The organism is Dankookia sp. P2 (genome assembly GCF_050632255.1).
Classification (GTDB): domain Bacteria; phylum Pseudomonadota; class Alphaproteobacteria; order Acetobacterales; family Acetobacteraceae; genus Paracraurococcus.
Genome location: NZ_CP192581.1, coordinates 3,146,201 through 3,158,200, shown reverse-complemented (window position 1 = coordinate 3,158,200; position 12,000 = coordinate 3,146,201). Strand labels below are relative to the sequence as shown.

At 74.0% G+C, this 12,000-nt stretch carries 16 protein-coding genes and 1 pseudogene; 9 read left to right on the top strand and 8 right to left on the bottom strand.

The window, feature by feature from the left end:
• Window positions 1-38 precede the first annotated feature (38 nt).
• From ACQ86J_RS18725 to ACQ86J_RS18700, 6 genes and pseudogenes are all read right to left on the bottom strand, one after another.
• Window positions 39-917, bottom strand: a complete 879-nt coding sequence (locus ACQ86J_RS18725) for an MATE family efflux transporter (RefSeq protein WP_431272258.1) — start codon at window positions 915-917, stop codon at window positions 39-41.
• On the bottom strand, window positions 869-1,447 hold the full coding sequence (locus ACQ86J_RS18720) for an MATE family efflux transporter (protein ID WP_431272257.1): 579 nt from the start codon (window positions 1,445-1,447) through the stop codon (window positions 869-871). Before ACQ86J_RS18720 ends, ACQ86J_RS18725 begins: the two co-directional genes overlap by 49 nt.
• Window positions 1,440-1,682, bottom strand: coding sequence for a hypothetical protein (locus tag ACQ86J_RS18715; protein ID WP_431272256.1), 243 nt, complete (start codon window positions 1,680-1,682; stop codon window positions 1,440-1,442). The genes ACQ86J_RS18720 and ACQ86J_RS18715 overlap by 8 nt, the downstream gene beginning before the upstream one ends.
• Window positions 1,646-1,942, bottom strand: coding sequence for a winged helix-turn-helix transcriptional regulator (locus ACQ86J_RS18710; protein WP_431272255.1), 297 nt, complete (start codon window positions 1,940-1,942; stop codon window positions 1,646-1,648). Before ACQ86J_RS18710 ends, ACQ86J_RS18715 begins: the two co-directional genes overlap by 37 nt.
• Window positions 1,943-1,999: 57 nt before the next feature.
• Window positions 2,000-2,308 carry a glucokinase gene (locus tag ACQ86J_RS18705; RefSeq protein ID WP_431272458.1) on the bottom strand — a complete coding sequence of 103 codons (309 nt, stop codon included), beginning with the start codon at window positions 2,306-2,308 and terminating at the stop codon, window positions 2,000-2,002.
• A pseudogene (locus tag ACQ86J_RS18700) lies at window positions 2,241-2,924 on the bottom strand (glucokinase); the annotation flags it as partial. The gene ACQ86J_RS18705 and the pseudogene ACQ86J_RS18700, both read right to left, overlap by 68 nt.
• A 446-nt stretch (window positions 2,925-3,370) precedes the next feature.
• On the opposite strand from ACQ86J_RS18700, the gene ACQ86J_RS18695 reads away from it, so the two are divergent.
• Window positions 3,371-3,622, top strand: a complete 252-nt coding sequence (locus tag ACQ86J_RS18695; RefSeq protein ID WP_431272254.1) for a hypothetical protein — start codon at window positions 3,371-3,373, stop codon at window positions 3,620-3,622.
• Window positions 3,589-4,479: an enolase C-terminal domain-like protein gene (locus ACQ86J_RS18690; RefSeq protein ID WP_431272253.1), complete on the top strand. Its 891-nt coding sequence runs from the start codon at window positions 3,589-3,591 to the stop codon at window positions 4,477-4,479. Before ACQ86J_RS18695 ends, ACQ86J_RS18690 begins: the two co-directional genes overlap by 34 nt.
• Window positions 4,480-4,503: 24 nt before the next feature.
• Here the strand turns inward: ACQ86J_RS18690 and ACQ86J_RS18685 are convergent, their stop codons facing one another.
• Window positions 4,504-5,925, bottom strand: a complete 1,422-nt coding sequence (locus ACQ86J_RS18685) for a PfkB family carbohydrate kinase (RefSeq protein ID WP_431272252.1) — start codon at window positions 5,923-5,925, stop codon at window positions 4,504-4,506.
• A gap of 132 nt (window positions 5,926-6,057) precedes the next feature.
• A complete protein-coding gene (locus tag ACQ86J_RS18680; RefSeq protein ID WP_431272251.1) occupies window positions 6,058-6,786 on the bottom strand; it encodes a metallophosphoesterase family protein in 729 nt (242 codons plus the stop codon).
• Window positions 6,787-6,845: 59 nt separating this feature from the next.
• Here ACQ86J_RS18680 and ACQ86J_RS18675 point away from each other — a divergent pair, with 59 nt between their 5' ends.
• From ACQ86J_RS18675 to ACQ86J_RS18645, 7 genes are all read left to right on the top strand, one after another.
• Window positions 6,846-7,397 carry a hypothetical protein gene (locus ACQ86J_RS18675; RefSeq protein ID WP_431272250.1) on the top strand — a complete coding sequence of 184 codons (552 nt, stop codon included), beginning with the start codon at window positions 6,846-6,848 and terminating at the stop codon, window positions 7,395-7,397.
• Window positions 7,398-7,904: 507 nt separating this feature from the next.
• Window positions 7,905-8,999, top strand: coding sequence for a hypothetical protein (locus ACQ86J_RS18670; RefSeq protein ID WP_431272249.1), 1,095 nt, complete (start codon window positions 7,905-7,907; stop codon window positions 8,997-8,999).
• A 94-nt stretch (window positions 9,000-9,093) separates the two neighbouring features.
• Window positions 9,094-9,486: an ATP-binding cassette domain-containing protein gene (locus ACQ86J_RS18665; protein ID WP_431272248.1), complete on the top strand. Its 393-nt coding sequence runs from the start codon at window positions 9,094-9,096 to the stop codon at window positions 9,484-9,486.
• The gene (locus ACQ86J_RS18660; RefSeq protein WP_431272247.1) at window positions 9,435-9,866 is read left to right on the top strand and encodes an ATP-binding cassette domain-containing protein; all 432 of its coding nucleotides are present in this window, start codon (window positions 9,435-9,437) and stop codon (window positions 9,864-9,866) included. Before ACQ86J_RS18665 ends, ACQ86J_RS18660 begins: the two co-directional genes overlap by 52 nt.
• Window positions 9,863-10,666 carry an ABC transporter permease gene (locus tag ACQ86J_RS18655; RefSeq protein ID WP_431272246.1) on the top strand — a complete coding sequence of 268 codons (804 nt, stop codon included), beginning with the start codon at window positions 9,863-9,865 and terminating at the stop codon, window positions 10,664-10,666. The genes ACQ86J_RS18660 and ACQ86J_RS18655 overlap by 4 nt, the downstream gene beginning before the upstream one ends.
• A gap of 47 nt (window positions 10,667-10,713) precedes the next feature.
• Window positions 10,714-10,980: a hypothetical protein gene (locus tag ACQ86J_RS18650; RefSeq protein ID WP_431272245.1), complete on the top strand. Its 267-nt coding sequence runs from the start codon at window positions 10,714-10,716 to the stop codon at window positions 10,978-10,980.
• Entirely contained in the window at window positions 10,938-11,975 is a 1,038-nt protein-coding gene (locus tag ACQ86J_RS18645; RefSeq protein WP_431272244.1) for an AmpG family muropeptide MFS transporter, read from the top strand. The genes ACQ86J_RS18650 and ACQ86J_RS18645 overlap by 43 nt, the downstream gene beginning before the upstream one ends.
• Window positions 11,976-12,000: the final 25 nt, after the last annotated feature.

Below are 12,000 nucleotides of genomic sequence, written 5' to 3'. Positions count from 1 at the left end.
GGCAGGCGGTCCCCCTGGCGGAAGCCGGTATTTAGAAATCAATCTGCCGTGTGGGAATGATTCTTCCTTCTATCCTTTCGCCATGTCACCGCCCGGGCGACGACCAGACCCCCGGCCGCACCGCCGCCGCAGTGATCAGCCCATAGGCGCTGATGCCGAGCGCCACGGCGACGAACTGGCCTTCCAGCCCGAGATCCGAGCCAGTCCCCCAGCACCCAGCCGCCGCCGACCGCGAGGAGGATGCGGGAGCAGGCGGCGACCACCGGCCCGCGCATCCGACCCGCGCCCATGGCGGCGAAGTAGAGCGCCATGCCGACCCCGAAGCCCGGCAGCGCCCAGCCGATGATGGACAGCGCCCGCGTGGCGATGTCGACCACCACCGGGTCGGTGCTGAAGGCGCGCGCGGTGGCGCCCGGGAAGATGGCGACGCCCAGGCCCACCGTGGCCGTCACCGCCAGCGCCATCAGCGCCCCGGCCCAGGCGGTGCGCCGTGCCGTCACCCAGTCCCCCGCCCCGACCGCCCGGCCGACCAGCGCCGTCAGCGCCGAGCCGACGCCGAAGGCGAGCGGCACCATCAGGAATTCCAGCCGGGCGGAGACGCCATAGGCGGCGACCGCCGCGGCGCCGTAGGACGCGATGCGGGCGGTGACCAGGATGGTGGTGAGGTTGGCGATCGTGGCCATGACGCAGGCGATCAGCCCGACCGAGAGGATGCGGCCGAACAGCGCCCGCTGCAGCCTGACCCGGAGCGTCGGGTGGAAGCCGGCGCCGCCGCGCAGCACCACCAGGGCCATGCCCGCCGTCGCCGCCGTCATCACCAGGGCGAAGGCGATCCCCGCCCCGGCCATGCCGAGCCCGGCGGGTTCCATCAGCAGCCAGGCCAGAGGCGGGTAGCAGAGCCAGGCGACCAGCAGCACGCGGGAGGCAAGCGCATGCCGCCCCCGCCGCGGAGGACGGAGGCGAGGGTATTGGCCAGCCAGGCCGGGATCGCCCCGGCGCCGAACAGCCAGGCGCAGTAGCCGGAGGCCGCGGCCGCCGCTTCCGGCCCGCCGATCAGCGAGAGGATCTGCCGCGGGAAGCCGGCCAGCAGCACCGCGTAGACCAGGCCGAAGCCGAGCGCGATGACCACGGCATGGATGACCAGCGCCGCGGCTTCCTCCTGCCGCTTCGCCCCCAGTGCGCGGGCGATGGCGGAGACCACGCCGCCGCCCATCGCGCCGGTCGACATCTGCTGCAGCAGCAGGGCGAAGGGCAGCACCACGGCCCAGCCAGCCAGCGCCGCGGTGCCCTGCCGCGCCGCCAGCCAGGGCTCCACCAACTGGCAGAGCGCCTGCACGGCGGCCACGAGCGTGGTCGGGGCGGCGAGCGTAAGGACCCGGCGCATCACCACCGGCAGGGCGGGCGGCGAGGGCACCAGGCTGGCCGTCGCGGCGGATCCGTCAGCCATGCGACGCCTCCCCGCCGAAGCGGGCGCGCATCGCCGCGCTGGCGCCCGGGCCGGGCAGGATGCGGACATTCTCCGGCCGCAACGGCGTGCCGGCGGTGGACAGCGCCGGTGGCACCTCCACCGGGCGACCGGTGACGGCATCCTGCAGCAGGACCGAGGGACCTTCCGGCCCGGCCATCCAGCGGTCCGCCCAGGCCTTCAGCGCCAGGTAGGCGGGAAGAAGTCGCGGCCGCACTCGGTCAGCCGATACTCGTGCCGCGACCCGGCGGTGCGGGGCGCGGGCAGCGGCACCTTCTCCAGCAACCCGTGCTCGGCGAGGTCCTTCAGTCGGGCCGAGAGGATATTGGGGGCGATGCCCAGGTGCCGCTCGAATTCATCGAACCGGGTGGTGCCGTAGAAGGCCTCCCGCAGCACCAGCATGGCCCAGCGTTCCCCCAGCACCGCCATGGAGCGGGCCACGGGGCAGCGCATCCGCGTGAAATCCGTGCGGCCCATGCTTCGACGTCCTCGCCAACTTGCGTCATGCAAGCATTCCGGCTTGCGAGATGCAAGCTATCCTTGGCGGGCGAGGGCCGAGAGTCCCAGCATGGCCGCATCCGGCCGCAGGATGAGCCAAGTCGGGATCGGCGCGAGCCAGGCGTTGAAGCGTCCCTTGGCCTCGAACCGGGGGCGGAAGCGGGAGGCGGCGAGGAAGTCCGGGAAGCGCGGGCAGATTCCCCGGCAATGTGGACGCCCCCTTGGCGCCGTAGAGCAGCGCCAGGTCGCCGGCCACGCCGCCGAGCAGGGCGCAGAACATCTCGAGCGATTCCCGGCAGGTGCGGCATTCGCCGGACAGGGCGCGGGCGGTGACGGCGGCAGCATCCAGCGGTTCGGTCCCGGCATCGTCGAGCGCGACCAGAGCGGCATGGATGTTCTCGATCCCCTGGCCCGAGAGCAGCCGCTCGGCCGAGACATGGCCGTGCCGGGCGCGCAGCCATTCGACCACGGCAGCCTCCCGCGCGTCATGCGCCGCCAGGCTGGCATGGCCGCCCTCGGTCACCAGGATGCGGTCGGGCGGCAGGAAGGCGCCGACGCCGAGGCCGGTGCCCGGCCCGACCACGGCGATCGGTGCGCCAGGCTCGGCCGTGCCGCCGCCAAGCGGGTGCAGGTCGGCGCCGGTGAGGTGCGGCAGCGACCAGGACAGCGCGGCGAAGTCGTTCACCACGCGCACCCGGGCAATGCCGAGCGCGGCCGCGACCTCGGCCCCGTCCACCACCCAGCCGCGATTGGTCAGGGTAACGCGGTTGTGCTCGACCGGCCCGGCGACGGCGAGGACCGCGGCGGCCGGGGCCGGGCGGTCGCCGAGATAGGCGGCGATGGCCGCGGCGATGCCGGTGAAGCCGGAGAGCGGCAGGTTGACCGGCGGGGTATGGGCGATGCCGTCGAACAGGGCGAAGCGGGCATTGGTGCCGCCGATATCGGCGAGGAGCGTGGTCATGCGCCCAGTCTGGCGGGGCAGGGCCCCTCCGGGCCAGTGCGCCGCGGCCGGAAACATGCCCGGAACCCATATGTGAGCGAGGGCCGGCTGGCCCCTCGCCGTCGAACCTTGGCGGATCGGCGCCTTGCCCTCGCGAGCAGGACGCCGATCCCTCGCCCCAACCCCGATGCCCGCCAGGCGGCCGGCGCCTCTACCCGCCGGGGGCTGGCGATCAGCGAAACCGCAATCCGGCGGACCCTGCAGGAGAGCATGACGGCGCTTCGCCGGGATAGGCAGGCACCCGGGATAACCGCGCCGCACGGTCTTCCACGCCCGCCGCGCCGGCTCGAATCCGACCGCCGCGCGCGCGAGAGCCGCTTGGCAACCCCCGGCGCCAAGGCGACGCTGCTGTAGCCCTCGGGCCGCGCCCTCCCTAGGGTTGCAGTCAAAGGGCAGAAGGCGCCGCCATGAAGATCGACCTCGTCTCGCTTACCCTCTTCGCCTGGGAGGGCATCCCGCCGACCCGCTACCACGCCGCCGCGAAGCTGGAGACCGGTTCCTCCGCCCTCGGCCTGCTGACCATCGGAACCGACAGCGGCGTGACCGGCCATGCCTTCCTCGGCTCCGCCACCCATACCGCGGCGAATGACGGGCCCGGCCTGATCCGCTTCCTCAAGCCCTGCTCATGGGCCGCGACCCGCTGGACCGGGAGGCGCTGAACGCTAGGCTCTGGCCGATGTCGCGGCTGGTCTCGGTGCGGGCGATCGGCGCGGTCGATGTCGCGCTCTGGGACATCGCCGGCAAGGCGGCGGGGCTGCCGATCCATCGGCTGCTCGGCACCACCCGGCACAGCATCCCGGCCTATGCGAGCTCGCAGGTGTTGGACGGCGCGGAAGCCTATGCAGAGGAGGCGGTGCGCTTCCGCGACGCCGGCTGGGCCGCCTACAAGATCCACCCGCCGCAGCATCCCTCCACTGATATCAAGGTCTGCGAGGCGGTGCGGCGCGCCGTCGGCGACGACTGCAATCTGATGCTCGACAGCACCTGGTCCTACGACTTCCCGGCGGCGCTGAAGGTCGGCCGGGCGATCGAGCGGCTCGGCTTCCTCTGGTACGAGGACCCGCTGCACGACCAGGACATCACCAACTACGTCAAGCTGCGGCAGAAACTCGACATCCCGATCATGGCGACGGAATACCCGGCCGGCGGGCTCGAATCCTACGCCCCCTGGATCATGCTGCAGGCGACCGATTACCTCCGCGGCGACGTCGCGGTGAAGGGCGGCATCACCACGCTGGTGAAGACCGCGCATCTCGCCGAGGCCTTCCGCATGACCTACGAGATCCACCATGGCGGCAATTCGCTGAACAACGTGGCGAACCTCCACGTCGCCTGTGCCATCCGCAACACCACCTATTTCGAGGTGCTGCTGCCCGACGGCGCGCACAAATACGGGCTGCGGCAGGATATCGAGGTCGGGCCCGACGGGCTGGTCCATGCGCCGACCGGCCCCGGCCTCGGCGCCGAGATCGATTTCGAGCTGGTCGACCGCAAGACGATCGCCGTGCTGGAATAGCGCGGGGCGGGCCGCCCCGCGGGCTCAGGCGGCGGTCGGGGGCGCCACCGCCGTGCTGCGCACCGTGCCGCCCCATTCCTGCACCAGGTCCCCGCCCGGCACGGCATGGGGGCCGCGGCCCGGGTCCTGCACCAGCACGTCCGGCCGCAGCAGCCGGATCAGCTCCAGCGGCGTGTCCCCGCCGAAGCGGGCGATCAGGTCGACCCCCGGCAGTTCCGCCAGCCCCGCCGCGGCCATGTCGCCGTCGCCGAGCCCCACCACCAGACGGTCGCACCAGCTGCGCGCCTGGGCGACGATTTCGGGCACGGTGCCGGCCTCGCTGCCGACCAGGAAGCCGACGCGGTTGCCCGCCCGGCGCCAGCGCTCGACGCGCTCCGCCGCCTCGGACCGGGTCGCCAGCTTGCGGGTCGCCAGCCGGCCGGGGGTCAGCGCCTCGAGGAACTCGTCCTCCCGCACCACCGCGATCCCGGTCTTGCCGAGCACGATGCCGGCGGCGAGCGCGCCGAGCCGGGCGATCGAGGCCAGCGGCAGGCCGGCCGCAAGCCCGGCCGCGGCGACCGCCACCACCACGTCGCTGGCGCCGGACCCGTCCACCAGCTCGGCCACGTCGCTCGGCATGTGCTGGACGATCTCGCCCTCCGGGTCGGCGGTCACCAGGGTCACGCCCGGCTCGCCGCGGATCACCATCACCGCGCCGAAGCCATGCGCCTGGCGCAGCGCGGCGGCGGCGGCGGCGATCTCCGCCTCGGTCCCGACTGGCAGGCCGGTCGCCTCGGCCAGTTCCTCGACATCCGGCATGATCAGGTCGGCGCCGGCATAGCGGGCATGGTTGCCGCCCTTCGGGTCCACCATCACCTTGCGGCCGGCGGTCCGCGCCGCGGCGATCAGCTTGGTCGGCGTGTCGCCGGCCAGCACGCCCTTGCGGTAGTCCGACAGCACCATGACGGCGGTGGCGGCCACCGCGTCCCCGGCAATGCGCACCAGCCGGTCGGCCAGTCGGGCATGGATCGGCGCGGCTAGTTCATGGTCTGCCCGCAACAATTGCTGGCCGGTGGCGACGAAGCGGGTCTTGGTGGTGGTGGCGCGGCCGCCCTGTACCAGCAACCATGGCTCGACCCCCGGCTGGCCGCCGATCAGCCCGGTCAGGTCGCTGCCCGCCTGGTCGTCACCGACCACCGAGACGAAGGCGACCGCGGCGCCGAGCGCGGTCAGGTTGCGCACCACGTTGCCGGCGCCGCCGGGCAGCGCCACCTCGCGCTCCACCGTCAGGACCGGCACCGGCGCCTCCGGGCTCACCCGCTCGACCCGGCCGTAGACGTAGCGGTCAAGCATGGCGTCGCCGACCACCAGGACGGTGCCGCGCTTGAGCTGGCGGACGGCATCGAACAGGGCGGCGGGTAGCGGACCGGGTGGGCCAGGACGGGGGGCGGGCGCGGGTCCGTGCATCCTTTTGCGGTAGCGCAGTCGCGGGTTCCGGCGCAAGGCACGGCATCTCGATTCGAACGGGATGGGTTCGCTCCGGGAAAGTATTGTCGGGGATGCATCCTGAATCCGGCACCGGCCGTCCGGCCGGGCCGGTCAGGCCTCGAGGAAGCGCAGCCGTTGGCCTTCCAGCACCAGGCAGGTCAGCACCCCGCCGAAGCAGGCGCCGGTGTCGATCCCGATCCGATGCGGCCGGACCGAGGGCTCCGCCGTCGGGGTATGGCCGTGCACCACGATCTGCGGCAGGTCGCCCTCGAAGGAGAGGAAGGGCTCGCGGATCCAGAGCAGGTCGAAGGGGTCCTGCCGGTCGAGCGGCACCCCCGGCCGCACCCCGGCATGGCAGAACATGTAGTCGCCCGCCGCCCAGCGCAGCGCGCAGCCGCGCAGCAGTGCCAGGTGCTCGCGCGGGATCGCCTCCCAGGGTGCCGGCTCGTCCGGCCGGGCGCGGTAGCTCGCCAGTGTCTCCGCCCCGCCGTTCTCCAGCCAGAAGGGCAGTGCCCCGGGCGGCGAGCGCGGGTCGCAGGCATCCAGCATCATCACCTCGTGGTTGCCGAGCAGGTTCACCACCTCCCCGCCCGGCACCGGGCAGGGGCCGAGCAGACGCTCGAGCACGCCGGCGCTGTTCTCGCCGCGATCGACATAGTCGCCGAGATGCACCAGCACCACCTCCTCGGCCGGGCGGGCGTGCGCATCGGCGGCGATCATCGCATGCAGCGCGGCCAGCCGGTCGGCGCAGCCATGGATATCGCCGATGGCATAGATCCGGAGGCCGGGCGGCAGCGCGCCAGGGGCCAGGACATCGGTCGCTAAAGCTTCGTTCACCATCCGGCGCGACCCTAGCGGACTTCCCGCTTCGCTGCACCGCGCAAGGATCGCGCATGACCGTGACCGTCGCAGCCGTGAACGCCAGCGCTGCATTTCCTCCCCTGTTGCATCCAATGGCGATCCGCGGCGCCGCGCCGGCGGCCTTGCTCGGGGCGGCGCTGGCGGCCTTGCCGGCCGCGCGGGGCCGGGCGGCGCTGCTGCTGCTGCCGCGCGATCGCTACGGGCCAGGCGAGTCCCGCTGGCGGATGGCGGAGGCAATCCTGCAGGACGCCGCGGCGACCGGCGGCGGCAGCCTGCTGCGCTCGGCCGGGGGCGGCAGCCTGCTGCTCGGCGCCTCGCCCAGCGCGGCACGGCGGGCGGCGACGGCGCTCGGCAGGCTGGCGGGCGATGCACAGCCGCTGCCGGTCTGGCACCTGCCGGGCGATGCCGATGCGGTGCTCGCCTGGGCCGCCGCGCACCAGGCGGCGCCCTCGCGCCGCCGCCCGGCGCCCCGCCGCGCCCCGCCGGGCTGCACCAGGCACTGGACGCGGTCCCGGCCGAGGCGGCGCTGCGGGCCGAACCGCTGGCCGCGGCCCGGGACGGCACGCCGCACGGCCTGCGGCTGCGGCTGAACCCGGCGGCGATCGCCGCTGCGCTCGGCCCGATGGCCGCCGACCCCGACCTGCTGGCGCATGCAATGGAACGCATGGCGGCGCGGCTGCTGCCCGGGCTCGGCGCCTGGGCGCGCGACCGGCCCGGGTTGCGGCTGATCCCGGTGGCGCGCGACCGGCTGCCGGCGCCGGCCACGCAGCCCGGCGCCTTCGCCGTGCTGCCGGTCGCCCTGGCCGCCGATCCCGGCTTCCCGCGCTGCGCCGCCGCCTGGCCGAACGCGGCTGGTCCCTGGCGCTGGAGGGGCTGGAGGCGGCGACGCTCGGCCTGCTCGACCCCCGGCACCTGCCGGCCGGGCTGCTGCTGCTGCGCTGGTCGCCCGAACTGGCGGCGCCCGGGATGCTGGCGGGCATCGACCCGTCCCGGCTGCTGCTGGTCGAGGCGGCGGACCCGGCCGCCCTGGCCTTCGCGCGAGCCACGGGGTTGCTGCTGGCGGGGCGGGCATGATGCGCCTGGCGGCCGGGCCAACGATGGCGCCCTTCGGCCTCGCCGCCCTGGCCGCGGGGCAGCCGGCCGCAGCCGATGCCCTGGCCCTGGCCCAGCTGGTGCGGGAGGCGGTGGCGGCCGAGGTGCCGCGCCAGGCGCTGCATCTGCAACTCTCCCGCCTCGCCCCGCGGATGCGCCGCGGCCACCATCGGCGGCTCCTCAGGGAAGCGCTGGAGCCCGCCCTGCGGCCGGTCCGCAGCCGGCTGTTCGAGCTGCCGAACGGCGACCTGGTCGCCGTCGCCCCGCCCGGCGGCCGCCACCTGCGGGAGGCCGAGGGGGTGCTGGCCATCCTGCTCGGCGAGGAGGCGGCGGAGGCGCCGCTGCATGCCGTGCTGGAGCTGCCGCGCGATGCCGCGGCGCTGCTGGCGGCGGTCGAGGACTCGCTCGGGCCGCCGCCAGCGCCAAGGCCACGCCCGGCGCCCGGGGCGGGCTTCGGGCCGGCCGAGCTTGCGGCGCTGGAGGCCGCGCTGCGCGGCGCCGGCCTGGCCCGCTTCCTGCGCCGCCGGCCGGTCTGCCGCCTGGCCCGTGGCGGCGAGGGACCGGTCCTGGAATGGGAGGAATGGCGGCTCGCCTGGCCGGAGCTGCGGGCGGAGATGGCCCCGGCGCTGGACCCGGCCGCGGCGCCCTGGCTGGCGCGCCGGCCTGCGCCGGCTGCTGGACCGGCGCCTGCTGGCGGAACTCGGCCGGCCGGAGGAGGCGCGGCAGCGCGGGCCGCTCGGCCTCGCCTTGGCGGCGGCGAGCCTGGGGAGGTGGAGTTCCTCCGGCTCGACGCGCTGCTGGATGCGACGACGCGGGCGGCGACGGTGCTGGCGTTGCCGGCCGAGGATGCGCTGGCCGCGCCCGGGGACTTCGCCTTCGCCCGCGACTTCGCCCGCGCCCGCGGCTACCGCCTGGCGCTGGACCTGGCGGGGCCGGAGCTGCTGGCCGCCCTGCCGCCCGACCGGGTGGGGGTCGACTTGCTGCGGCTGCCCTGGTCGCCCGGCTTGGCGGCGCTGGCACCGGCGCTGCCGGCGGGGCGGGTGGTGCTGACCGGCGCCGACGCGCGGCGGCGATCGGCTGGGGGTGGGAGGCCGGGGTGACGCTGTTCGAGGGCCGGCTGCTGCGGCCGCAGTGACCCGGCCCGGCCGCGATTGCGGCTTGGCGCGGCGCCGCTTCGCCCGCATATGGCGGCCGATGGATAGAGAAGCCGATGCGACGCCCGCGATCCTCGCCGAGGGGCTGACCAAGCGTTACCCGGGCGGGGCGACGGCGGCGGTCGATGGCCTGTCCTTCGCCATGCCGCGCGGCGCCACCTGGGGCCTGCTGGGCGGCAACGGCGCGGGCAAGACCACCACCATCGCTATGCTGCTGGGGCTGCTGGTGCCGAGTGGCGGGCGCATCGCCTGCCTCGGCCACGACATGGCGCGGGACCGCTTCAGCGCGTTGGCGCGGATGAACTTCTCCTCCCCTACATCGCGCTGCCCTCGCGGATCTCGGTGGCGGAGAACCTCCGGGTCTATGCGTATCTGTACGACGTGCCCCGGGCCGAGCGGCGGATCGCCGAGCTGGCGGCGCAGCTGCAGCTGACCGAGCTGCTGGACCGGCCGGCGGGGCAGCTCTCGGCCGGGCAGAAGACCCGCGTCGCGCTCGCCAAGGCCTTGATCAACCGCCCGGCGCTGCTGCTGCTGGACGAGCCGACGGCGAGCCTCGACCCCGACACGGGCGACTGGGTGCGGTCCTGGCTGGAGCGCTACCGGGCCGAGAGCGGCTGCGCCATCCTGCTGGCCAGCCACAACATGGCGGAGGTCGAGCGCCTGTGCGACCACGTCTTGATGTTGAAGCAGGGCCGGGTGGTGGACCAGGGCAGCCCGGCGGACCTGCTGGCGAAATACGGCCGCGACGACCTGGAGGAGGTCTTCCTCGACATCGCCCGCGGCCGGGCCCGCGAGCCGGAGCCCGCCCAATGAACCGCGCCGCCGTCCGCCGCGTCTGGGGCCTGGTCTACCGCCACCTGGCGCTGTTCCGCCGGTCCTGGCCGCGGCTGCTCGAGCTGATGTACTGGCCGATCCTGCAGATGGTGGTCTGGGGCTTCGTCACCGCCTACCTCGCGGGCGTGCAGAGCAACACCGCCGGCATCGCCGCCGGGATGCTGCTCGGCGGCGTCCTGCTGTGGGAGGTGACGCTGCGCAGCCAGATGGGCTTCTCGATCTCCTTCCTCGAGGAGATCTGGTCGCGCAACCTCGGCCATGTCTTCGTCAGCCCGCTGCGGCCGCGGGAGCTGGTGGCCGGGCTGATGGCGATGAGCGTGATCCGGGTGCTGGTCGGCGTCTCCCCGGCGGTGCTGCTGGCCTGGCTGCTCTACAGCTTCGGGCTGTTCTCGATGGGCCCGGTGGTGGTGGCCTTCTTCGCCGCGCTGCTTGTGATGGGCTGGGCCGTCGCGCTCGGCGTCACCTCGCTCATCCTCCGCTACGGCGCGGGGGCGGAGGCGCTGGCCTGGTCCGTGCTCTTCGGGCTGACGCCCTTCTCCGCGGTGTTCTACCCGGTCTCCGTCCTGCCCGGCTGGCTGCATCCCGTGGCCTATTCCCTGCCTTCCGCGCATGTCTTCGAGGGCATGCGGGCGGCGCTGCTGGACGGCACCATCGCCTGGGGGCATCTGGGCGCCGCCTTCGCGCTGGACGCCTTCTGGATGGCAGTGATGGCCACGATCTTCATGTGGCAGTTCCAGTCGGCCCGGGTGCGCGGGGCGCTGCTGAACATCGGCGAATAGACGCGAAGGCGGTGGCGGTCCGGCTCGTCGTCTGGTAGCGGGCGGGCATGGCCGATCCCGCATCCGCTCCCGCCTCCCGCTGGCGGGACCGGCGCTTTCCCATCATGCTCGTGCTCGGCTTCGCCGCCGGCGTGCCATTGCCGCTGGTCGCCGGCCAGGTGCTGCGGCAGTGGTTCGCCGAGAGCGAGTTGTCGCTGTCCGCCATCGGCCTTACTGCCCTGATCGGCCTGGCCTATGCGTACAAGTCCTCTGGTCGCCGGCGCTCGACGCGGTGCGGCCGCCGGTGCTGGGGCAGCGCCGCGGCTGGCTGCTGACCATCCAGCTTGCCCTGGTCGTCAGCATCGCCGCGGTCGGGCTGACCAACCCGCGCAGCGACCCGATGACGACGGCGCTGCTGGCCTCGCTGGTCGCCTTCCTCTCGGCCAGCCAGGACATCGTCGTCGATGCCTATCGCATCGAGATGCTGGGCGAGGACGACGCCGCCCAGGCCTATGGCCTCGCCGCCTATGTCTGGGGCTACCGCATGGCGTTGCTGGCCAGCGGTGCCGGGACCCTGCTGCTGGTCGAGCCTTTCGGCTGGTCCGGCGCCTACCTGTACGGCGCGGCCCTGATCCTGCCCGGCCTGGCCGCGACATTGCTGGGGCCGGAGCCGGCGCGCGTCGCCTGCGCCGCGGCGGGCTGGCGGGCGCGGCTGCGTGCCTCGGTGCTGGAGCCCTTCCTCGACTTCATGCGCCGGCCGCTCTGGCTCGGCATCCTGCTCTTCATCGCGCTGTTCAAGCTGGGCGAGGCGCTGGCCGGGGTGATGACCACGCCCTTCTACCGCTCGCTCGGCTTCAGCCGGGAGGACGTGGCGACGGTCGCCACGGTCTTCGGCATGTTCGCCACGTTGGGCGGCGCGCTGGTGGGCGGCTGGCTGGTCGGGCTGATCGGTGTCCGCCGGGCCTTGGTGGTGACCGGCATGGGCCAGATGCTGTCGAACCTGATGTATGTGGCCCTGGCCAATGCTGGGCATTCCATGCCGATGCTCTGGGCCCAGGTCGGGGTCGAGAACTTCACCGATGGCCTCGCCGATGCCGCCTTCCTCACCTGGCTCTCGGCGCTGACCAGCCGCAGCTTCACCGCGACGCAGTATGCGCTGCTCTCCTCGCTGGCTGCCTTCCCGCTCAGGACGCTCGGCGCCAGTTCCGGCTGGCTGGCCGAGGCGCTGGGCTGGCCCGGCTTCTTCCTGCTGACCACGGCGGCGGCGCTGCCGGCCATGGCGATCATGCTCTACCTGCTGTGGCGGCTGCCGCCGGAGCGGCAAGGGTAACGACCGGGCTTGGCAACGCTCCCGC